Below are 24154 nucleotides of genomic sequence, written 5' to 3' on the forward strand. Positions count from 1 at the left end.
AAAACCTAAACTCTTTTGAAAAATATGTCTAACTTATAGGGGGTTAAGACAAAAGAATGTATTTATTTGAATTATTTCAGCGAAAACAATTAGGATTAAGGGAAAATGACGAAGGATGGTATTAGTATTGACAAAAAAAACTGGTGCTAATTTATAAAAGCATGAAAATAAAATTAACTTTGATATTCTTCTTTTGTTTCTTTACAATGTTTTGTATAGGACAGAAAGACACAAGTAAATATAATTCATTAATTGGCATTAATCTAACAGAATTAGTTATTGACAATATTAGAATTTCAATAGATCAAAATCTTTTTAAAAATAATAACCTAATTCTTGAAGCAGCATATCAACCAGGACTACTTTGTTATAGTAACGGAGTTATAGCAGGTTTTGATGAAATTAATATATATACATATAAAGGTTATAATTTTTCAATAGGTTATGAACTTAATTTAAAACAAAGACTATCTAATAAACAAAACTCCTTATCTTTAATAAGTACTTATGGTCATAAATTTAGAAATAATTTTTTAGATATTTCTGGAGGTGACGGATTATGGGAGTATGACTTGACAGATGCTACACAAGATTACAAGGAATGTAAATTTATTTTTGGACGGAAAAATTATTATAATTTAAGTGAAAAACATAAACGTTTTTTAAATTATTTTGAATGGTACACCGGGATTGGAATTATTCAACGAAAGGCAACAAGAACTGTAACTGCCGGAGGATGCGCTTATGATATTTACCACAAAGTTTCAAAGGTTCATTTGACTTATTTGCAGACACCATTCGTTTATAATTATGATTTTATAAGACCTGAACTTTGTTTGGGAGTAAAATGGGGTTTTGCTTTTTAATTAGAAATATAATTTTAAATTAAATATAAACTGCCCATAACTTGTGTAGCTGTTGCACAACCATCCTTGAAAATTATAATTACAGGAAATTACTTTTTGAAATATTTTCATTGTTGCTCGAATCGCTTTATATTTGAATGAAATTTAATTTAAAACCAACAGGAAATTTATAGTTGAAATTCCTTTATGCTTAACAATAAATTTAATCAACAGATACCAAAATGACATTAGAAGACTTAGGATATAATGCGATACTTGAAAAATTCAGGATTGAACAATCGTTGAACACTTTTGAGATCGGACGCATTATTTCTGAACATAAAGAGCGGTATATCATTAAAACAGATAAAGGTGAATTTGAAGCTGAGATAACTGGTAATATGCGCTTCACAGCAAAGAGTCGTGAAGATTTTCCGGCAGTGGGTGATTGGGTTGCGCTTACAACTTATGATTCTGACTTCGCAATTATTCACAGTATACTACCCCGGTTCTCTGTTATTAAACGGCAGGCTGTTGGTAAATTCGGCGAGATACAGATCATTGCAACAAATATTGATTATGCTTTTATTGTTCAGGCTGTAGACAGGGATTTTAACATCAACCGACTTGAAAGATACCTGACCATATGTAATTCATCTAAAGTTCAGCCTATAATCATTCTTAGTAAAACTGATCTAATAAATGAACTTCGTATCAACGAGATTTCAGAAAATATAAAAACCCGGATTAAGAATGTTCCCGTCATTGCTATAAGTAACGAAACACAGAAAGGGTATGAAGCAATAAGAACATTGATCAGGAAAGGGAAAACATATTGTATGCTTGGATCGTCCGGCGTTGGAAAATCATCACTGTTGAATAACCTTTCCGGCAAGTCCGTAATGAGAACTGGTATAATAAGTCAGAGTACGAATAAAGGAAAACACATTACGAGTCATCGGGAATTAATCATTCTTGAAAATGGTGGAATATTGATTGACAACCCCGGAATGAGAGAAGTGGGTATTGCTGACACAGAAGGCGGACTAGAAATTACCTTTGATGCGATTGATGGTCTTTCAAAAAAATGTAAATTCAAAGACTGTACTCATACCGGCGAAATTGGTTGTTGTGTTGTTGAAGCCGTTGAAAAAGGTGAAATAGATAAAGCTTCCTACGAAAATTTTTTAAAGATGGAAAGAGAAAAAGCACATTTTGAATCAACCATTGTTGAGAAAAGAAAAAAGGACAAGGAATTTGGAAAGATGATAAAGAATTATAAAAAAGACATAAAGAAAAATAAGTACTAAGCAGATTCAGTATAAGTTAATTTTGAAATAGCGGTCATCCTGAGTTCATCGAAGGATGACCGCTAACAGAATGTTCAAGTCCTGACTATTACAGTTCACATTTCGATAAACTCAATATGACATTCTGTGATATATTAGACTTAACATATTACTATAATCAATCTACTCATTTCACAAACCTGAGCATTTTATTCCATCTGATTTTTCCATCAAACCAGCCTCTGTTAGGATCGAGTGAAAGCCATACAAATACTGCTTTTCCAACAATGTGGTCTTCGGGAACAAAACCCCAGTAGCGCGAATCGGCTGAATTGTGGCGGTTGTCGCCCATCATCCAGTAGTAATTCATTTTGAAAGTATAGGTAGTGCTCTCTTTTCCATTGATGAAAAATTTTCCGTCTTTTTCTTTAAAATCATTACCTTCATATACATCAATGATTCGCCTGTAAATGCTGATGTTCTTTGAATTCAGCTCAATGGTTTGTCCGGCAGCAGGGATGGTAAGCGGTCCATAATTATCGACATTCCATTTGTAATTTGTAGTATCATATGGGAACAATCGCGCATCGAAATTTCCTTTAGGATGAATATTCTTTGAAACGGAAACAACACCGGGTAATGCTTTTAATTTATCTGCTGCATCTTTTGTAAGAACAATAGTGTACGTGCTATCACTGTAGTTAAATATATCTTCCAACATAGGATTTCCACTAGCATAGTTAATATAATTGTTTATAATTACTTCATGCAACCCTTCAGTAATATCGAATTTTGAAAAATATTTTTTATTTATTCTATCACCTTTTGTTTTTACTTTATAATAGAATTGAGCATTTTCGAGCATGGTGAATTCTTTTCCATTGATATAAACGGTCTGGTCAATAATTTCCAGCTTATCACCGGGTATAGCAATACAACGTTTAATAAAATTTTCCCTTTTATCCGGAGGTCTTGCTATAACTGTATAATCTCTCCATACATTTTCACGACCCATTTCACGAACCATTTCATAATAGCTTCGGCCGCTTTGCAACTCAACAGTAGTTGTATCTCCGTCAGGATAATTAAATACAACAGCATCGCCATTTTTAACTTTTGAAAAACCGGGAAAACGATAGTAGGGGAGCTCTATCCATTCTACATATGATTTGGTGCTTGTTGTAAGCGGTAAAGTATGATGTGCAAAAGGAAATGATAATGGCGTATTGGGAACGCGTGGACCATAACTTATTTTGCTTACAAAAAGAAAATCGCCTATAAGCAATGATTTTTCCATTGATGAAGTAGGAATAGTATATGCTTCGACAAGGAAAGTGCGGATAATTGTAGCAGCTATTACAGCGAAAATAATAGCATCGGCCCATTCGCGTATTACACCTTTTTTTATTACCGGACGTTTGTCAGGGTCAAGGTACTTTTCCTTTTTATTAAATGCCAGGTAAGGCAGATATGCAAAAGGAAATAATGCGCCCAATGCCTGTGCTCCTAATCCATATTTTTGAAAACATTTCAAAAGTTCAACAACCATAAGTAAAATAACGAAAACATTGATGAATGGTATAAGTAAGAAGATATACCACCATAAAGGTTTTTTTATAATTTTCAGCCAGATATAAAAATTGTAAAATGGGATTAATATTTTCCAACCCGGTTCACCACATTTTTCGAATATCTTCCATAGTCCTATAATTGCCGATATTACTGTGATCAGAAAAAAGATTGCATAAATACTCATGAGTGTAGAATTTTAAAGTTAAATTTATTTAAAGTATATAGTACGCCGTTTACTTATTGTTATTGTGCTTTGTTAATGATTAAATTCTAAATAATTGTTAAAAATATTTTTTTGTTTTTAAAATAAATATTTATGAATGTTTTGTTTTTTAGAATGATGAATGTTGAATGAAAATGTTAAACCTGTAGCAAGATTTCCTGATGAAGGAATTACAACAGGATGGATATTCATTGAAAGGTCATCGCTCATATCGAAATTAAAAAGATGTGCGTCAACGCTGGCATCGATAATGTTTAAAGCATATATTCCAAATGAAAAAATATATGATAGTTCCAGATTACGTCGATAATAATTTTTTAATGCAAGCAGGTAAGTGTTATCATAATCAGGATAAGGATTAATAGTTAAAGGATCATTATCCGTAGAATATTGGTAAGCTTTTCTGAATTTATTGTATTTATTGGAATTAAAAATAATGAAATAGGTAACCGTTGCTGCACCGGCATAAATTACGGGTACTTTCCAATATTTCCTGTTATAAATTTGTCCCAGTCCGGGAACACAAGCTGACATGATGAGTGCTTTACGCGGGGAATGTTTCTTTATTTTGATAGTATCCGTTTTTACTTTAGCGGTATCGGTTTGCGAAAATGTTTGAAAAGAAAATGTAAATAAAAGCAGTATAATGAAAAATGTTTTTATTTTTCGATCAGGTAAAGTTTTCTTGAGTAGCAGAAAACAATTTATGAAAGCCGGTGCTTTCATGAGGAATTGAGTTATTTTTTTATTTTAAATATGATATGTTCCAGTTCATCATCATCTTTGAAATGAATGATAACAGTACCTTTTCCTTTATTGTTTCGTTTCAGGTCAACACGCATGTCTAATTGTTTGCCTAACTGTTCTTTTATTTTAGCGTATTTTATTGGAAGTGTCAGTAATTTCTTTTTAGGTTCTTCGCGTGAAAAAGGTTCGGGTTCGTTCTCAATATTACGGACAATTTCTTCAGTTTCTCTTACTGATAAATCCTGGTCAACAATATCTTTGTATATCGTGAGCTGCATATCGATAGAAGGAACATTAATAATGGCACGAGCATGTCCCATTGAAATTTTTCCATCCTGTAAGCCCATCTGTATATTTGCCGGGAGTTTTAGAAGCCGGATAAAATTGGTAACAGTAGTTCGGTTTTTTCCAACTCGTTCGCTGAGTTCTTCCTGTGTATAGTTGCAATCTTCAATAAGGCGTTGAAAAGATAAAGCAATTTCAATAGCATTAAGGTCTTTACGTTGAATGTTCTCTACTAAAGCCATTTCCAGTACCGCTTCATCAGAAGCATTGCGGATATAAGCAGGAATTTCTTCAAGCCCGGCTTTCATTGAAGCTTTAAAACGTCTTTCCCCGCTTATAAGCTGGAATTTCTCGTTTCCAATCGATCGTACGGTAATCGGTTGAATGATGCCCTGTTCTTTAATTGAAATGGTCAATTCTTCGAGCGATTCATTATCGAAACGGGTACGGGGTTGATATGGGTTGGGTTCTATTGAATGAAGAGGAATATTAGCAATGCTGCCAGCAATACTTTTGTGGGTGCTTTTACTAATTTGATTGGCAATATCATCTACGCCTGTATTATCAAGTAATGCGCTCAACCCTCTTCCCAGTGCTTTCTTTTTTGCGTTCATTATGTTCTAATTTTTTTTTCGGATTCAGAAATTTTGGTAAGGTTGTTTTTTTGCAGTATTTCCCGTGCAAGACTAAGATAATTCAGCGCCCCTTTGCTTTGTACATCGTGCATAATAATGGTTTCGCCAAAACTGGGAGCTTCACCAAGTTTTGTATTCCTCGAAATAAGTGTATCAAAAACCATTTGCTGAAAGTGAGTTCTTACTTCTTCAACAACCTGGTTTGATAGACGCAGTCGGGTATCGAACATGGTTAACAAAATTCCTTCAATGGCAAGCTCAGGATTCAGGCGTGTTTGCACTATTTTAATTGTGTTAAGAAGTTTTCCTAATCCTTCCAAAGCAAAATATTCGCACTGTACAGGAACAATTACAGAGTCGGCAGCCGATAGAGCGTTAACTGTAACAAGTCCGAGAGATGGTGAACAATCGATTATTACGAAAGCATAATCGTTTTTAATTTTACTTATAACCTTGCGCATCATTTTTTCGCGGTTGGGCAGATTGATCATTTCTATTTCTGCACCTACCAGGTCGATATGAGCGGGAATCAAATCAAGGTTTGGGGTAGTTGTATTTAATACGATATTTTTAGGTTCAACATCGTCAATAATACATTCATAAATACTTGTTTTAATATTTTTAGGATCGAACCCAATACCTGAAGTGGCGTTTGCCTGTGGGTCGGCGTCGATCAATAATGTTTTAAATTCGAGTACTGCAAGACTGGCTGCCAGGTTTATTGCAGTAGTAGTTTTTCCAACTCCACCTTTCTGATTTGCTATAGCAATAACTTTACCCATGCCTTAATATTATTTTTGAAAGTTAAATGATTCACCAATTTTTAATAGTATAAGTTCTTTTCCTACACGATGAAATTTATCAAGGGCTTCTTCTTTATCAATCACGATATAAGGAAAAGTATCGTAATGCATTCCTATGATTTTATTACAATTGATCATTTTCGATGCTATGATGGCATTGTCAATTCCCATAGTGAAATTGTTTCCAATAGGAAGGAATGCAAAATTGATACATGAATATTCACCAATAAGTTTCATATCATAAGTAAGCCCGGTATCGCCTGCATAATAAAAATGTCCTTCATCGGACTGGATAATAAAACCACCAGGGTTCCCGCCATATGTGCCATCGGGAAGAACACTGGAATGGACAGCATTAAAAAATTTAACATCTCCAAAATCGAATGAAAATTTTCCGCCTATATTCATTGGATGTCCTTTTTTTACGCCTTTCCCAAGCAGCCAGTTTACGATCTCAAAATTTGAAATAACTGTTGCGCCTGAATTTTTTGCTATGTGAACCGCATCGGCAATATGATCCTGATGCCCATGAGAGATTAAAATATAATCGGGTTTCAGTTTATCAATATCAATACCCTTGGCAAGATCATTACCGCTAATAAACGGGTCGAATAACAGGGTCTTGTTTTTTAAAACAACCTCAAAGCAAGCATGACCAAGGTATGTAATTTTCATATTAGAAAAATATTTGTGAAAAACAGCAAATTTATAAAATTATGTAAAAGCTTCACATATTATTTATGAACAAAGTAATTGCTTTTATGAAATAATAAAACCGAACCTGTGCAGGTTCAGTTAGGTAATAAAGGTAAAAATGAATTATTTTTCTTCGCTACTGATATTTTCTTTTGAAAGGTCTTCAAAAGAAACATCAGAAAATTCTGAAGTAACAGAATCGACGTAATTAACAGGGATTTTACCCGTTTTAATAAAATCAATCACTTCATTCAGTCCTTCAGAAAATTTTTCAAAATCTTCTTTGTAAAGGAAAAGTTTGTGTTTTTCGTAATGAAATTTTCCTTCCTCATTGCTGAATCGTTTTTTGCTTTCAGTGATTGTAAGGTAGTAGTCATCAGATTTGGTGGCTTTCACATCAAAAAAGTAAGTTCTTTTTCCTGCTCTTACAGCTTTGGAAAAAATCTCAGCTCTTTGCCTTTCTTTATTTTCCATTTCTTCCATAAAAATATTTTATGCAATCGTTCATAAGTTGCAAATGTAAGAAAATACTTTTCAAAATGAACAAATTTTTAAAATAAAATTGATGGTTATATTTAAATAAATATATTTTGTGTGTATAAAACAGCATTTTATCCATATATTTAATTTAATAAATTGGGTCTGATATGTAATACCGATTAATTTATTTTTTTAGTTTAAAATAATTATGAAAATCTTATACTCATTGCAGTTTCAATGAGCATAATTGATGAAAAGAAAAATGTAACACTTACTTAAAGTGAAAAAATATTGTTTGCATAATGATAAATTATAATACTTTTGCGCAATCTTTAATAAACGTTCGTTAATACAATAAAATGTTAAGTAGAAGGCATCTCAGAATAAAAGTATTGCAAGCATTGTATTCATATTTTTCAGAAGGATTTGAAAATGTGAATAAAGGGGAGAGGGAACTCCATTTAAGCATCAACCGTTTTTATGAACTTTTTTTATACCAGATTGCTTTTATCAGCGAAGTTCACCAGGTATCGCAAAAACTGATTGATGATGCCAAACAAAAACTCCTTCCTACGGAAGAAGATAAAAATCCAAATATCCGTTTTGCCGAAAATAAAATATTGACAGCTGTTTCAAGTAATAGTTACCTGAATAAACTCATTGAAGAATATAAAATTTCGTGGGTTGGCGAAAATGAAATTGCGCGAAGGGCATTTGCTGCTTTTAAAAATACTCCCGATTACTCGAAGTACATGAATGCAGAAAGCAATAATTTTGAAAAAGATAAACGTGTTGTAGCCTCGCTTATTCAGGAGGTTTTAGCGGATTTTCCTCCCCTGATGCAGATTTATGAAGAGCGTAGCATATTCTGGGTTGACGATATCGACATGGTAAACCTGATATTGATGAATGTTGTTAAGTCGTGCAAGGAAAATAAAATTGATGATATTTTCAACAACCTTGAATTTAACATAGATGATGAGGACAGGGAATTTGCCACTGAATTATTCCGACAAACGATCCTTCATTCTTCGGAATATGAAAAATTTATTTCTGATAAAACACATAACTGGGAAGTAGAGCGCATTGCAATTATGGATATCCTGATAATGAAAATGGCTATAGCCGAATTGCTCCAGTTCTCTTCAATTCCTGTTAAAGTAACCCTTAACGAGTATATTGAACTTGCTAAACTTTATTCTACACCAAAAAGTAATGTGTTTGTTAATGGAATATTAGATAAACTCATTGAAGATTTCAGGAGTAAAGAAATGATTAAAAAAACCGGAAGAGGCTTGATGTAGTATTTTGGGAAACTCTGAAAATTCAAAACTCCGGGTTTAAAATTTCAAACAAAAGTTACTTATTGATATTACACAAAACTCAAAATAAAATTTTGGAAACTGTAATTAATAAGGATTTTAAGAGTATATGCCACTCGCCTTGCCCGCCTCGATGGTAAGCGGACCGACGAGGCAGATACGCACAACCCAATTAGCTGAATGTACTTGAAAGCTATATAATCTTGAAAGTGTAGTACCTACGGTACAATAAGAAGTGAGTCGTATCTTTTTTACCAAGCTATTGTCCCTAACGGGACATATAATAAAATAATGTTGTTTCAATATAATACCAATTATAAATTTAAAATAGTCCAAAGGATATTTTAAATTTTACAATGGTTATGCCGATGACATAGATGTTATAGTTCAATATTATTGGACTATTACATATATACAATCGGTATAAATTATGATTTTGCGTAAAATCAGTTACGTATTAAATTTTTGATAAATATTTTTTATTATCACATTGTAGAACTTAAGAATTGGAAATTTTATCACAATATTTTTTCAAGTTAAGTAAGATGAGTTATTAAGGAATTTGTATCTTTGCAAACTCAAAAAATATATTATGAAGCGATTAATGATTTTATTATTTTTTTCTGCGATAATTGCTTTATCAATTACAGGATGCAGGAATAGTAGTTCTCAAAATGGAGAAAATTCTGTTACTTCTGATGCCATAAAAAATCCCAATACGGCAAATGGCGAAAGCGATACTTCGAGTATGCCTAAATTTTCATTTACTGAAGAAATACATGATTTTGGAAGGATCATACAGGGTGAAAAAGTTTCGTATTCTTTCAAGTTTAAAAATGTTGGTAAATCGGAACTTGTAATTTCAAATGCAAAAGGCAGTTGCGGGTGTACTATTGCTGATTATCCAAAAACTCCAATTTCGCCTAACGGAGAAGGTTCCATTGATGTTACATTCAATACGGAAGGTAAAAAAGGCTATCAAAATAAAACCGTAACTATTGTTGCTAATACCGAACCTAATACCAAAATACTTACAATCAAAGCACAAATTCAGGTTCCCGAAGAAAAATAATTATTTATAAAACACAAAAAAACATGACACGTTTATTGACAATTTTAATGGCGCAGCCTACTGATGGTAAAAGCGGTGGCAGCCTCCAAATGCTACTGATGTTTGGTTTAATCATAGTTGTATTTTATTTCTTCATGATAAGACCACAGGTAAAGCGTACTAAAGAACAGAAAAAATTCAGAGAAGGACTGAAAAAAGGAGATAAAATAATTACCATTGGCGGTATTCACGGAAAGATTGTTGAAACACAGGAAACCACTTTTATTATTGAAACTGAAGGTCAGGGCAGACTTAAAATTGAAAAAAGCGCTGTTGCTTCAGGTTTTAATGCAGAACAAATAGCCACTAACACCAAATAATATTTACTGGCTTTTTATTTTGTTGGTTTCTGGGAAATACGGCCTTTTCTGTTTATTTTAATTGATATGGAAATACAGAAATCTTTAAATAAAAATAGTGAAGATACCGGGAAAAAAAGGAAGAATTTTTATGTCTTCCTTTTCTGTTTTATTGTGTCGTCATTCATTTGGATTTTTGTCAAATTATCTGAAGAATATTCGCTTGGAAATACCTATTCGATAACATTTACCAATGTTCCCAAAGGTAAGATATTGATTAATGCCGATACACTTATCAATGTGAAACTTAAATCAAAAGGTTTTGGATTATTGACAAAAGGGTTTAACGAAAAACCTCAGCAATTGAATATTGATGTATTAAAATGCTACAGGAAAATTAAAAATTCAAAAAATAATTTTTTTATTTTAAGCAACGATATCCAGTCATTGGTCAGTGAACAGATTAATTCTTCAAAAGGAATTATTTCCATATCTCCGGATACTTTATTTCTTCAGTTTGCTGATGAATATTATAAGAAAGTTCCGGTAAAATTAAATTTGAAACTGAATTTTGTAAAGCAGTTCAGCATTTCCGATTCAATGATTATATACCCTGATAGCGTAATGGTGTATGGTACCAGGCAAATGATTGACAGTATCAAATATGCTGAAACTGTTTCGCGTGTACTGGATGATGTGAATTCAAACCAGGGTTTGATATTGAAATTCCCTTCATACAATGAAAATAAATTCATAGTGAAACCGGCTGCAGTTAGCGTATTTGTTCCTGTGGATAAATATACAGAATCAAAAATTGAAGTTCCGGTGGTCATTACAGGCGACGAACGGATTATTAAAGTAAAAACGTTTCCTGAAAAAGTTACGATAACATACATGGTTCCGCTGAGTAAATATAAAATGGTGAATGCTTCATTATTTAATGTTACCGCTGATATTTCAAAAGCAAAACCATTCAGCATAAAAAAGCTGAAAGTAGAAATTACAAAAAAACCTTCGTTTGTCAGTATAAAAAAGATTGAACCAGAAAAAATCGAATATATATTTTTGAAGTAATGATAAAAGTTGGACTTACCGGGAATATTGGCAGTGGGAAAACCATTGTGTCAAATATTTTTAAAGTTCTTCGGGTGCCTGTTTATAACGCTGATTTGCGTGCCCGTGTCATTATGGAAAAGCCGGAAATAATAAATAAAATTTCTGTATTACTGGGAAATGAAATACTTGATGAAAACGGAATTCCTGATAAGAAAAAAATTGCAGCTATAGTTTTTAATGATAAAAGTAAATTAGAAAAACTAAATCATATCATACATCCATTGGTAATAGCTGATTTTGAAAAATGGATAAAAGAGCAATCAGGAACCGGATATGTTATTATGGAATCGGCAATATTGTTTGAAACAGGCTATAATGAATTATTTGATAAAATAATTTTCATCAGTGCACCGGAAACATTGCGGGTGAAAAGAGTCATGATGCGCGACGGGGTAAATGCAGTCTCTGTTAAAAGTAGGATAAAACAACAATTGCCGGAAAAAAATAAAATCAGTAAAGCTGATTTTGTAATTGTGAATAACGAAAGAAAACTTTTAATTCCACAGGTATTAAAAGTAAATAAGGAAATAACTGAATCGTAAAATCATCGTTTTTATAATTGTTATTTAATGAAAATTCCCGGGTTTCTGAAATCGAAAATACTAAAGAAGATATTGATAATTATCGCTGCATTGCTTTTATCCGCGTTTGTTTTTTTCTTTGCATTCAGAAATGTTTTTCTTCACCAGGTATTAAATAATAAATTAGAAGCCTTCAATCATAAATATTCTGCAAAACTTATTATTGTTGAATCACATTTTACAGGTATCACAGGTATTGATTTTAATGGGATTTACCTGGTTCCGAATAATGGCGATACATTAGTGAAGCTTGGTAACGTTCATGTTGGGCTGAATTTTTTTCATATCATTATAGGAAAGGCAAATATAAGCTATCTCAGAATGAATGATTGTTTGCTTAATATTGTTTCGCAGAAGGGAAAAAATAATTATTCATTTTTATTAAAAGGTGAAAAAGAGAATGAAAAAAAAGGTGATAAAGCTGAAAAAAGTTTTTCAACAACAATTGACAGAATATCGGAAACTCTTTTCAGTAAGATTCCTGATGATGCATTATTTCAAAATATAAGGATTAATGCATTGCTTGATTCATCGGATATTTCTGTTTCCATTGATAGTATTGCAATTTATCAGCATCGTTTTAAAAGTCCTGTAAATATTACTGAGAACGATACGACCACTTCATGGATAATAGAAGGCTTGATAAATAAAGATTCAAGAACTTCGGGGTTTTCAATACATTCAGCTGTCAGCGGAACGCAATTTCCTTTTGTGAAAAAAAGATACGGGCTGACATTAATGTTTGACAGTCTTAATATCGGTCTTAGGAACAATTCATATTTGGGAGAGCTTTACAAACTCAGCGCTTATGCATCAGCTTATGGCTTGGTGATAAATCATAAAAAAATATCTACATCTGATGTGGTTATGCCCAAAGCTATTTTGGAATGTGATTTTAATATAGGAAAGGATTTTATTGAACTCGACAGTTCATCAGTATTCCAGTATAATAAGTTTTTCCTGAATCCATACTTTTTATATCAATCCGGTGAATATAAAAAATACACCTTAAAAATTAATAATGAATTTGATGCGCAGGATTTCTTTAGTTCTTTACCTGCAGGGCTTTTTACAAATTTTGAAAATATTCAAACCGAAGGACGTATCAAATTTTCTGTTGATTTATATGTTGACATGGAGCAGCCCGATTCACTTGATTTTTCAATGGAGCTTTTAGGAAAAGATTTTAAAATTAAAAAATATGGAGAAACGGATTTTTCAAAAATTGCAGGTCCTTTTATACATACGGTATATGAAAATGGTGTGGAAAAAGCTTCATTTTTAATTTCGCCAGACAACCCTGATTTTACTTCATTTGAAAACATTTCGCTGCCATTAAAAGAATCCATCATGATTACCGAGAACGGGGGAACCTATTACCAAACGGGATTTGATGTTAATTCCCTGAGGCTGGCAATAATCCAGGATATTAAAACCAAGAAGTTTGTAAGGGGTGGCAGCACAATTGAAATGCAATTAGTAAAAAATGTTTTTCTTACAAAAAACAAAACTATTGCACGTAAAGTAGAAGAACTTTTAATTGTGTGGTTAATACAGAGCGGAAATCTTTGTTCCCACGAACGCATGTTTGAAGTATACCTGAATATTGCTGAATGGGGCCCTGGTGTATATGGTATAGGCAAAGCATCGCGTTTCTATTTTAATAAACCACCTTCAGCGCTATCGGTACCTGAAAGTATTTTTCTGGCAAGTATACTTCCCCGACCTAAATTGTTTAAATATTCATTCGATAAAAACGGGAACATTGATGAAGAACATTACCATTCCTATTTTTCGGCAATTGCTTCATTGCTTATTGACCGTGGCACCATAGAACCTTCCGATACTATCAATATGTTACAACGTGTAAAACTAAGAGCTGAATCGAAAATGCTTATTATGAAAGATACATCGTATTTTGATACCGATGCTATACGCATGCAGGATGAAGAATTAATGAAGAAAGAACAACCCAGAGAACCGAATCGCAACAGGGAAAATCATCCTGATGATAATCGCAGAAGAGAGCCGATGAGAAAATAAATGATTTCAGAATGCAGAATTCACAATGCAAAAATGATATTAATATTTGCATTTGTCTGAGGACAATCATGAACAACTATAATTATGGTAAAGAAAATAAACTTTTTATTTGGCGTTAATTTTAAAGAAATTATTTAAGCAATTAGGTTCATCATTAAAATAAATTCTTTCCCACTCTATATTTATTTTTTCTGATAAAATAAGCTGATTAGAAACATTGAACATGATTTGCTTTACATCATATTTTTTACTGATGTCGTAAATGTAAGGGGTAATCCAAATCCCGTCTTCTGCATTATTAGGAATAATCCTGTATTTAAAAATGGTATCGTTACTTAATTTCAGGCAAATGGAGTATTCTTCGTCTTTGTATAAAAAGCTTTTAATGGTTTGTAAAAAACTTCTGTTAAAATTTAGTTTTACCCTAAGTAATGAATTAGTGTTTTTGGGTACATCGATCCATTTTCCCCATTCTGAAGTTTCTTTTTTAATTGTCGAATCATTAGAAATAGCAGGCTTTATACGTTTTTTTAAAATTAAAAATTGATCATCCGAATAATAATATTTGTAATTTTCAATAATGCTGATAATGGTCAAAGGCTCGTCATTAAGCACATACCTGTTATCAATACCATCAAAAGCGCTTCCGTCATATTCTCTGAAAAATTTCCAGATAATGAATCCGGGAGCTTTTTCAGAATTAAAATGTTTGGAGTTTAAATTATCCAGCCAATGAGTGTATGATGCATAACTTTGTAGAACAGGCCTGGGTTGCCATGATAAATCATTTGCCGGAATAATTGAGTAATCCCATGGATAAATATCAACAGATGTATTATTAATAGAATCTCTTAATGATGCCGGAAGCTTATCAACAATAATATTTTGTTTTATGACTTCGGAGCATTTGTTTTTTATTTCAGAAAAGTCAGTAATAAATTCAATGAAATTATTTGTTTTATATAAGTCGTATTTATAGTGATAATAACCAATAGAGTTCTTCATATTGATGCTTAACAGGTATATTGAAATTATTGAAAGCATCATGTTTAATAAAATATTTTTTTTGTAGAATGTTAAAAACAATAATAATGATATAATAATGAAAATGAAATAATGTCGTACATAATTAAAATCTTCCCGAACCATCCCGTGTTTCCATGCGGCGAAAAGACTAAGAGAAATAAGTATTCCAAAAAAAACCGATCTTTTTGTTTTGTTTATAAAAGGGATGGAAAAAGTAATGAATAAGAAAAATGTAAGAAACCACCAGTTGTTATAAGGATAAAGGGCCGCAGCATTCGAATTATCCTGTGCCAGGTTAAACAAGCCTGTTAAAAATACTATGAATCCTGAAAAATTGCCATACATCAGGAACCAGAAAAATAAAATACAGCCCGTAATCAGAAGTACATCAAGTCCTGTTTTTAATAAGTTTTTATTTTTAAAAAATGAATAATAAAATAAAAATGAAAAACCCAAAAGGATTGATATTACAGCGTTATATGAATTAATATAAAATGAAAATGCAATAAGGATAAAGGCTGAGATTTTATAAATATTTTTTTCATAAATATAATAATTACAAAAAAGAAGAATGATATTGGCAACAACTAACTGGCTAAAACCGGCAAAAATGGAAATAATATAAGCTACAACGATAGTAATTATCCATATGAATTTTCTATCGTTCTTCTGTAAGAAATAAAGATTTATTACTAAAAATAACTTAAGCAACGAAATGGCCAATGTTGCTATAATAATATTTTCCTGTAACGGGAATGTGAAAAATGACAAAGGTCCATGAGGGAAAATAATATCTTTACCAATACTAAATCCATTCCTGAATGTATAATTAAATAGCCATACAATAGACGGATTAATTCCAACAGAAAATGTCCAATCATTTTCGGGAAATGTAATAATAATGATGAAAAGACCAATAAGCAAACATTTAATAATAACAATAATATTTGCCTTATTAATTTGTCGTTTCATTAAACAGCGATTGACCGGGTTATTTTTTATCCGATTTAAAGAAAGTGGGTTTTACGGTAAGCATTACAAATGCCCATGTTCCGTAATAACTGCTGTTGCCGCCAACGATAGGCTCCATCGATTTTTCAGGTCGCATAGCTGAAAATCCAAACATTAATGATGCTTCTTTATTAAAGTCATATTTACATGACAGGTCAGCTTCAGCGCCAAGTTTTTTGTCAATAGGTTCGGTATTTATGATGTAATTATTTTGTAACAGGAAATAATGAAAGTCAGCGCGGGTTTGCCATTTTTCATTCCATTTGTAAATGAAATCAATATAACCGTCAACCAGACCGGGTCCTTTTTTCTGTTTTAATAAACTTGAAAAATATTCCATGTTCCCGTTAAAGCTATGTCCTGAGCCGTAAAGCATATTAAAGGAATTACTTTTTTTATTTGCTGTATCTTTTGCATCGTTACCGGAAACATAATCAATCCCTATGATGGTGTTTAGTTTTTCAGTTAAAAAATATGAAAAGTCAGCATTCCAATAATAAGCTGCTATTTGCTGTCCGCTTTGTAATCGCCCTGTTTGATAAAATGCCCTGAGTATTGCAGCATATTTATTTTCTTTCTTGTATTCTGCAATTCCGCCCACAGTGCCGCGAATATAAGTAGTATTGGTGGTGTTTTCTTTTTGATACCCATCAGCAATATCAAATGTGGAAATTTTAAAATGCTCAGTCAGCTTTTTTGATATCCATAAAATATTTAAAGTTTTATAAGTGCTTGTCATATCTGAGTAATTGGTCCCAAAATTATTTTCCGCCTTCTGATTGAAAGCGCTTGTGAATTCAATTTGCAGATCGGAATTTTTATATTTCAGTAATGCTGCATTATGTGTTATTCCCATTTGATTCCAGCCCCAGCTGTCGATCAGCCTTCTGTTGTCATATGTCAGTTCCTGTTTTCCTAGTCTTATTGATAAACTGTCGCAGAGCGGAATTTCAGCCCATGCTTCATTTAAACCTATTGATGGAATATCGGTTTTTAATTGTTCATCACCCCAGACATGTACATCGTAAAATGAAATTTTTGCACTAATTTTTTCAGCTTTATAAAAGTAATTTAACCGGGTTCGCTGGCTTACAAAAAACGCAGGAGTAATATCATCATCGGGTAAAGTTTTAAAACCTTTCCTGAATTCAGCTCTTGGCCTTATTTCGCCGGTTAGTGTGAATTGTGCATAACTGCTTATCCCTATCATTAATAAAATAATGGTAACAAATAGTTTATTATTCTTTTTCATCTATATATTTTTTAATGTAAGCAAAGATTAGAAAGTAATTTTAATTGAATGTTAGGTTAATGTTAAATTATTTATACAGAATCTTAGCAAATTTGTAAAACAAAATGTGCTTAGATTCTGTTATACCGATAGGGATTTATTGCAATTCATTTCCGTATCGGTATAATAACGTCAGCAAATGTGATGTTCTCCAGTTTTTCAGAAACATAATTTCTTATGTCAACAAAAATTTTCAGTAATTTTTTATGTTGTTCTATAGGTGTGTTCTCATAAAAATATTTGCTGGCTGATTCAACTGGGGCAAGCGGTCCATCAAGAAGCCGTATTATTTCAGCAAGTGTAATTTTTTGAGGAGGCTTGGTAAGTTTATATCCTCCTTCAGAACCTTTTTTGCTTTTTACATATCCTGAATTCTTTAGCGTTATTAATATTTGTTCAAGAAATTTTTTTGGTATTGACCAACGTTCGGAAATATCTATAATCTTAACATAGTCTTTTCCGTATTGCTGAGAAAGATGAACCAATGCAAGACATGCATATTCACTTTTTTTTGTAAGTTTCATTGAACTTTTTTATGGGTTAATGCAAACATATAAATATTTTTTATGAGAAAATAATAAATTGTCGATAAAATTTATAGAGTTTATATACAATAACAGTTCGGTAATTTATTTATGCAAGGACTAAAGTCCTTTATAAATGTAGGTTTCAAAATAGCCCCGACCTTAAGGTCGGGGCTATTAAAACTCAATAAAATTGGGCTTTAGCCCAAAAATTAATAAAAAATTACCGAACGGTTGATACAATGTTCCAAAACATATTAAATGTATATATTTGTTTTCACTATCAGCACAAAATATGAAGAGGTTTTTATCATTAAATATTATTGCATTTATTTTAATAAATCATTCGGTTTCTCAAAACATAAAACAAGAATTGAACGATGTTTTCTGTAACCGTCAATTGATGGGTATGACTGCATTAGCGGTATGCAATGATTCCATAATTTTTTCGGAAAATATCGGAACAGCAGATTACATCAGGAACATTCCTGTAACCGACAGCACTTTATTTCGCGTGGCTTCAATATCAAAGACTGTAACTGCTACAGCTTTTATGATTTTATATGAAAAAGGATTGGTTAAACTGGATGAGGATATTGGGAATATTCTTGGATATTCTGTTCGGAATCCTGATTATCCTGATGTGGCCATCACACCACGTATGTTGCTTTCGCATACTTCCGGAATACAAGACGGAACGGGCTACTCGGGTTTTATTACCGATACATATCGTGAAAAAGTACCACCTAAAATAATATCACTATTATCTGATACAGGAAAATATTTTTCTGCTGATATATGGCAGAAACATTCACCTGGAACTTATTTTTCTTATTGCAATTTAAATTTCGGAATTGTTGCAACTATTATTGAAAAAATTTCAGGAGTGCGTTTTGATATTTTCTGTAAAAAAAATATTTTCGATCCGCTTGGTATGACTGCATCGTATAAAGTTCAGGATTTTTCAAATATTAATAATGTAGCTGTGCTTTATCGGATGAATAATGGTGTATGGCAACCGCAGGCCGATAATTATCAGGGTGTGAAACCAGATGCACGCGATTTGTCAACATATATTGCAGGTGATAACGGAGTGATTTTTGGTCCGCAGGGTGGATTAAAAATAAATGCAAAAAGTCTTGCAGTGTTTATGATGATGCATATGAATGGCGGGATTTATAAAGGAATCCGGATTCTTAATCCATCAACAATAAAACTAATGCATAGTCCGGAATGGTTATATAACGGGAAAAACGGTGATAATTATTTTAATTTATTCAGAAGCTGGGGATATGGTTTTCATTTAGTAAATAATTCGGAGAATGGCGATATTGCGGTAAATGGTTATAAGATGCTGGGGCATTATGGCGAATCGTATGGAATGCTGGGTGATATGTATTTTAATGAAGAAAATAAATTTGGAATCATTTTTATTACCAATGGAAGTAAAGCTCCTTATGAAGAAAGCGTAAATACAGCTTTTTATGCTGTTGAAGCAGATGTGTTTTCTGTTTTAAACAAATATGAAATTCAACCCTGTTTGCATTCAGATAACATCTTGTATGCAATGAATGATTATGATGATGTCTCGAAAAATGAAAAATCAAAAAGAAAAAATATCCGTTTTTATCTACCGGAAGAAGGAAATGTAAAATGTGAAATTTATAATGTATTTGGGTTAAAGGTGAGCGCTCAGCAGTTTTATTTTAATTCCTATGGTCGTAAGCAAATTAGCATAAATACTTCAGGATTATCAGATGGCATTTATTTTTGTAATATCAATGCAAAGGGTAACAGCCGCAAATTTAGTTTTTCTATAACCGGGGGTGATTAGTTTTTTTTACCAAAAACATAATAATAAGGCATATGTATCGTTTATTTCAATATTTTTGTTTTAAATTATAAGCAATGCAAAAACACGCTATTATTTTAGTTTTATTCGTTTTAATTTCTTCCTGTTTGTTTTCACAGATTGGCGGAAGTTATACCTATGCATTTTTAAATCTTCCGAACTCCGCACGAATTGCGGGAATGGGAGGAAATGTAAATGCAATAAAAGATAACGATATTTCTCTTGCTCTTGTAAATCCTTCGCTTATCACATCTAAAATGAATAATCAAATTGCATTAAGCTTTGTTGATTATTTTTCCGATATAAATTACGGCTTTGCATCTTATGCTCATGATTTTAAAAAAGTAGGAACGTTTGATGCTTCTTTACAGTTTATTAATTATGGGAAATTTACTACTGCTGATGAAACCGGTGTTACCTATGGTGAATTTACTGCAGGAGAATATTGTTTTAATATCGGGTGGGGAAGGCAGCTGGATTCTTCATTCTCAATTGGCGCTAATCTTAAAAATATTTATTCTCATTATGATGAATACACGTCATACGGGATTGCTGTTGATGTTGGCGGTACTTTTTCGAGAAAAAATTTTGCAGCTACATTACTGGCATTGAATATTGGCAGACAGATAAAATATTTTACTGATGGAAATGATGAACCTTTGCCTTTTGAGATACAAGCAGGTATTTCCCAAAAATTAGCACGCACTCCATTTCGTTATTCTGTAGTGTTGAGAAACCTGCAAAAATTTGATTTAACTTATACCGATCCGAATAATCCGGAACCTACTGTTGATGCATTAACCGGCGAACCCTTGCCCGAAAAAAAGTTCGGAAAATTTATGGATAAATGTATGAGGCATGTGGTTGTTGGAGGAGAACTAACTCCATCGAAAAATTTTTCGATACGCCTGGGATATAATTATCAACGCAGAAAAGAATTGAAGGTGGATTCAAAAACAGGAACCGTTGGTTTCTGCTGGGGATTTGGTTTCCGTGTTAAACAGTTTCATTTTAATTATGCACGCGCAGCATATCATCTTGTAGGCTCGCCCAATCATATTACCATTTCTACAAATCTTTCGGATATCTTCAAAGGTAAATAAACAATGAAGGTGCATGTTGATCCCAATTCAGGTTTTTGCTTTGGTGTTGTGTTTGCCATAATGATGGCCGAAGAAGAACTTGAAAAATCAGGATTGTTATATTGCCTGGGCGATATTGTTCATAATAACAGGGAAGTTGAAAGGCTTGCATCAAAAGGATTGATAATAATCAATCATGATGAATTAAAGAATATTAAAAATTCAAAAGTGCTGATTCGTGCACATGGAGAGCCTCCTGAAACATATAAGATTGCGCTGGAAAATAATCTTGAACTTCTTGATGCTTCCTGTCCGGTAGTATTAAAATTACAAAACCGTATTCGCATTGGTGCCGAGGAAATGCAAAAAAAGAATGGACAGATTGTGATTTATGGAAAAGAAGGTCATGCAGAGGTAAATGGATTGGTGGGACAAATATCCGGAAATGCAATCATTGTAAATAATGAATCCGATCTTGATAAAATTGATTATTCCAAACCTGTTCGTTTTTATTCTCAAACCACACAACCTACAGAAGGATTTAAAGAAATGATCGATGGAATAACAGAGCGATTTAAAAAATCAGGAAACCTTCAGCCCGATTTTATTCCTTACAATACTATTTGCAGCCAGGTATCGCACAAAGAACCCCGACTGAAAAAATTCGCTAAAGAACATGATGTGGTGATTTTTGTAAGCGGAAGAAAAAGTTCCAATGGATTATTTCTATATAACCTTTGTTTATCCATAAACCCGAAAACATATTTTATTTCTGAAAAAAGTGAATTAAAAAAAGAGTGGTTCGAAAATGCAGAATCGGCAGGTGTTTGCGGGGCTACTTCAACGCCAATGTGGCTGATGGAAGAAGTTGCTGAAGAAATCAATAAAATGAAATAAATGTTTTTTGTTATTTCAAAAATATTATCCGTTTTGCTTACTCCATTTTTATGGATACTTATTTTATTTGTGCTGGCATTGCTGGTAAGAAATAAAAAATGGTCGCGAAGGTTTTTGATATATGGTGTTGTAGCATTTTTATTTTTTTCCAATACATTTATTGTTGATGAGTTGACACACTTGTGGGAATATCCTTTAACGGAAGATTCAAAACTTAAGGAATCATATGATGTGGGAATTATTCTTGGCGGGGGCATGGTTACTATAGATACAGATTACGATCGCATGACTTTCCGAAATAATACAGATAGAATGTTGCAGGCATTGCGATTATATAAAGAAGGCAGGATAAAGAAATTTTTATTTTCCAGTGGTGCAGGCAGCCTGGTTTATCGTGATATGCTGGAGTCGGCATTATTAAAACGCTACATGAAAATAATCGAAATTCCCGATAGCGTTATTCTGGTAGATTCCGTTTCCGATAATACTCATGAAAATGCTGTTAATACTGCTGAAATCCTAAAAAAGAATCATCTTCATGATAATTGTTTACTTATCACTTCTTCCATGCATATGCGCAGGGCTGTTGGCTGTTTCAAAAAAGAGAACATCGAAGTTACTCCATATAGTGTTTGCTTAATTACCGGGAAACGAAAATGGGACATTGGACATTTGCTGATACCAAATATTGAAGCTATAACCCGCTGGGATCAGCTGATACATGAAGTTGCCGGTTATGTGATTTATGCTATTAATGGATACTTGTAATTTATTTTATATGGCTTTTATACTATTTATTATTATTGTAACTATTGTCATCTCTGATTTTATCTTTGATCGTGTTCTTGATTATTTGAACAGTAAATATTGGAGTAATGTTTTGCCGGAAGAATTAAAGGGGATTTATGATGCGGAGAAATACATGAAGTCGCAGAATTATGAAAAAACAAATCATCGTTTTTCATTGATCACGTCATCGTTTTCATTTGTTTTAATGCTTGGAATGTTGTTATTTGGCGGCTTTGCTTTTGTTGACCGTATTGCACGAAGCTTATCTGGTAATAATATATTGATTGCACTTCTGTTTTTTGGAATCATCGGTTTTGCATTTGATTTGATTTCATTGCCTTTTCAAATATATTCACAGTTTGTGATTGAAGAAAAATTTGGTTTCAACAAAACAACTTACAAGACTTTTATTTTTGATAAAATAAAAACATATTTACTTGCTGCCATTATTGGCGGGGGATTATTTGCTCTTATTATTTTTATTTATGAAAATACCGGTGAATATTTCTGGATCATAACATGGGCGGTTATTACAGCGTTTGCGATTTTTATAAATATGTTTTATTCAACACTCATTGTTCCTTTGTTTAATAAGCAAAAACCTCTTGAAGAAGGCGCTTTGAAAAATGCTATAAACGAATTTTCTGTAAAGGTTGGATTTAAACTTTCTAATATTTATGTTATTGATGGTTCAAAGCGTTCAGCGAAAGCCAATGCATATTTCAGCGGACTGGGTGCAAAAAAACGGATTGTACTTTATGATACGTTAATACAGAATCATACTGTTGAAGAGCTTGTAGCAGTTCTGGCTCATGAAATAGGACATTACAAAAAGAAACATACGCTACAGGGCCTGTTGATGGGGATTGTACAATCGGGATTGCTGTTGTATATTTTGTCGTTGTTTATTGGAAACCCGGTTCTTTCGGAAGCATTAGGTGCAAAGCAGGGGAGTTTTCATATGGGGATAACAGCTTTCGGAATGTTATACGGACCTTTTTCACTTGTTCTTGGTTTATTTATGAATGCTTTGTCGCGACATAATGAATACCAGGCCGACCGCTTTGCTGCTGAGAAATATAATGCAAAATCATTGAAGGATGCATTAATAAAACTTTCGGTTGATAACCTTTCCAATTTACGTCCACATCCGGTTTACGTAAAGTTCCATTATTCCCATCCTCCGTTGTTGCAAAGGTTGAAGGCGTTGGATAAGGTTTAGGAAAATATAAATCTTCGATTAATTTTGCTTTTCAAAAACTTTTTTATTTTTTACAGCTCTAATAATTAATAAAGTTATTACTGTTATCCATCCTATAGGATAGGGTAGTATGAGAGTTCCCCACCACCATGATAATGTTGATGTTCCTCCGAATCCACCAAGTGACGAAAAATAAAACAGGAAAAACACACCAATAACAATCATTATAAATGATGACAGGAAAATTTTACGATGACTATCTTTTGTAATGTATGTTGATAATACTAAAAGTGCATTGCCGGTTGCTATCAAAACAGAGCCTTCTAAAGGATCTATGGTCCCAATTATTATGGCTACAATACCAGTTATATAAACAACTCTGGTCCATTTATTTTTTTCTTTCATTTGCTTTTCAAAAATAAAATTGTTTATCA

General features: G+C 32.6%; 23 protein-coding genes. 13 read left to right on the forward strand and 10 right to left on the reverse strand.

Annotation, left to right across the window (positions count from 1 at the left end):
* The first annotated feature begins 161 nt into the window (after positions 1-161).
* Positions 162-866, forward strand: coding sequence for a hypothetical protein (locus PKK00_11580; protein ID HNW99040.1), 705 nt, complete (start codon positions 162-164; stop codon positions 864-866).
* 221 nt (positions 867-1087) lie between these two features.
* Positions 1088-2155, forward strand: a complete 1068-nt coding sequence (rsgA, locus tag PKK00_11585) for a ribosome small subunit-dependent GTPase A (GenBank protein ID HNW99041.1) — start codon at positions 1088-1090, stop codon at positions 2153-2155.
* Between the two features lie 166 nt (positions 2156-2321).
* Here the strand turns inward: rsgA and lepB are convergent, their stop codons facing one another.
* The 6 genes from lepB to PKK00_11615 all read right to left on the reverse strand — a co-directional run bounded on the left by lepB (position 2322) and on the right by PKK00_11615 (position 7578).
* Positions 2322-3890, reverse strand: coding sequence for a signal peptidase I (gene lepB, locus PKK00_11590; protein HNW99042.1), 1569 nt, complete (start codon positions 3888-3890; stop codon positions 2322-2324).
* 117 nt (positions 3891-4007) lie between these two features.
* Positions 4008-4655 carry a DUF5683 domain-containing protein gene (locus tag PKK00_11595; GenBank protein HNW99043.1) on the reverse strand — a complete coding sequence of 216 codons (648 nt, stop codon included), beginning with the start codon at positions 4653-4655 and terminating at the stop codon, positions 4008-4010.
* An 11-nt stretch (positions 4656-4666) separates the two neighbouring features.
* Positions 4667-5575, reverse strand: coding sequence for a ParB/RepB/Spo0J family partition protein (locus PKK00_11600; protein ID HNW99044.1), 909 nt, complete (start codon positions 5573-5575; stop codon positions 4667-4669).
* Positions 5575-6378: an AAA family ATPase gene (locus PKK00_11605; GenBank protein ID HNW99045.1), complete on the reverse strand. Its 804-nt coding sequence runs from the start codon at positions 6376-6378 to the stop codon at positions 5575-5577. Before PKK00_11605 ends, PKK00_11600 begins: the two co-directional genes overlap by 1 nt.
* A gap of 9 nt (positions 6379-6387) precedes the next feature.
* Positions 6388-7074, reverse strand: coding sequence for a metal-dependent hydrolase (locus PKK00_11610; GenBank protein ID HNW99046.1), 687 nt, complete (start codon positions 7072-7074; stop codon positions 6388-6390).
* 144 nt (positions 7075-7218) lie between these two features.
* Positions 7219-7578 (reverse strand): DUF3276 family protein, encoded by a 360-nt coding sequence (locus PKK00_11615; protein HNW99047.1) that lies wholly within the window; start codon positions 7576-7578, stop codon positions 7219-7221.
* A gap of 356 nt (positions 7579-7934) precedes the next feature.
* Between PKK00_11615 and nusB the strand changes: the two genes are divergently transcribed.
* The 6 genes from nusB to PKK00_11645 all read left to right on the forward strand — a co-directional run bounded on the left by nusB (position 7935) and on the right by PKK00_11645 (position 14047).
* Positions 7935-8879, forward strand: a complete 945-nt coding sequence (gene nusB / locus PKK00_11620) for a transcription antitermination factor NusB (protein ID HNW99048.1) — start codon at positions 7935-7937, stop codon at positions 8877-8879.
* 610 nt (positions 8880-9489) lie between these two features.
* On the forward strand, positions 9490-9969 hold the full coding sequence (locus PKK00_11625; protein HNW99049.1) for a DUF1573 domain-containing protein: 480 nt from the start codon (positions 9490-9492) through the stop codon (positions 9967-9969).
* A 23-nt stretch (positions 9970-9992) separates the two neighbouring features.
* Complete coding sequence (yajC, locus tag PKK00_11630; GenBank protein HNW99050.1) at positions 9993-10328, forward strand: preprotein translocase subunit YajC; 336 nt, start codon at positions 9993-9995, stop codon at positions 10326-10328.
* Between the two features lie 66 nt (positions 10329-10394).
* Positions 10395-11381: a hypothetical protein gene (locus PKK00_11635; protein ID HNW99051.1), complete on the forward strand. Its 987-nt coding sequence runs from the start codon at positions 10395-10397 to the stop codon at positions 11379-11381.
* Entirely contained in the window at positions 11381-11965 is a 585-nt protein-coding gene (coaE, locus tag PKK00_11640; GenBank protein HNW99052.1) for a dephospho-CoA kinase, read from the forward strand. Before PKK00_11635 ends, coaE begins: the two co-directional genes overlap by 1 nt.
* A 27-nt stretch (positions 11966-11992) precedes the next feature.
* Positions 11993-14047 (forward strand): biosynthetic peptidoglycan transglycosylase, encoded by a 2055-nt coding sequence (locus PKK00_11645; GenBank protein HNW99053.1) that lies wholly within the window; start codon positions 11993-11995, stop codon positions 14045-14047.
* Positions 14048-14152: 105 nt separating this feature from the next.
* Here the strand turns inward: PKK00_11645 and PKK00_11650 are convergent, their stop codons facing one another.
* From PKK00_11650 to PKK00_11660, 3 genes are all read right to left on the reverse strand, one after another.
* A complete protein-coding gene (locus PKK00_11650; protein HNW99054.1) occupies positions 14153-16045 on the reverse strand; it encodes a hypothetical protein in 1893 nt (630 codons plus the stop codon).
* 19 nt (positions 16046-16064) lie between these two features.
* Entirely contained in the window at positions 16065-17336 is a 1272-nt protein-coding gene (locus PKK00_11655; GenBank protein ID HNW99055.1) for an alginate export family protein, read from the reverse strand.
* Positions 17337-17482: 146 nt separating this feature from the next.
* The gene (locus tag PKK00_11660; protein HNW99056.1) at positions 17483-17899 is read right to left on the reverse strand and encodes an Rrf2 family transcriptional regulator; all 417 of its coding nucleotides are present in this window, start codon (positions 17897-17899) and stop codon (positions 17483-17485) included.
* A 295-nt stretch (positions 17900-18194) separates the two neighbouring features.
* Between PKK00_11660 and PKK00_11665 the strand changes: the two genes are divergently transcribed.
* From PKK00_11665 to PKK00_11685, 5 genes are all read left to right on the forward strand, one after another.
* Positions 18195-19733, forward strand: coding sequence for a serine hydrolase (locus PKK00_11665; protein ID HNW99057.1), 1539 nt, complete (start codon positions 18195-18197; stop codon positions 19731-19733).
* Positions 19734-19807: 74 nt separating this feature from the next.
* Positions 19808-20854, forward strand: coding sequence for a type IX secretion system protein PorQ (porQ, locus tag PKK00_11670; GenBank protein HNW99058.1), 1047 nt, complete (start codon positions 19808-19810; stop codon positions 20852-20854).
* Between the two features lie 3 nt (positions 20855-20857).
* On the forward strand, positions 20858-21730 hold the full coding sequence (locus PKK00_11675) for a 4-hydroxy-3-methylbut-2-enyl diphosphate reductase (GenBank protein ID HNW99059.1): 873 nt from the start codon (positions 20858-20860) through the stop codon (positions 21728-21730).
* Entirely contained in the window at positions 21731-22498 is a 768-nt protein-coding gene (locus PKK00_11680; GenBank protein ID HNW99060.1) for a YdcF family protein, read from the forward strand.
* A 10-nt stretch (positions 22499-22508) separates the two neighbouring features.
* Positions 22509-23741, forward strand: coding sequence for a M48 family metallopeptidase (locus PKK00_11685; GenBank protein ID HNW99061.1), 1233 nt, complete (start codon positions 22509-22511; stop codon positions 23739-23741).
* Positions 23742-23759: 18 nt separating this feature from the next.
* Here the strand turns inward: PKK00_11685 and PKK00_11690 are convergent, their stop codons facing one another.
* Positions 23760-24125, reverse strand: a complete 366-nt coding sequence (locus tag PKK00_11690; GenBank protein ID HNW99062.1) for a hypothetical protein — start codon at positions 24123-24125, stop codon at positions 23760-23762.
* Between the last annotated feature and the right edge of the window lie 29 nt (positions 24126-24154).

The organism is Bacteroidales bacterium (assembly GCA_035353855.1).
Taxonomy (GTDB): Bacteria; Bacteroidota; Bacteroidia; order Bacteroidales; family CG2-30-32-10; genus DAOQAK01.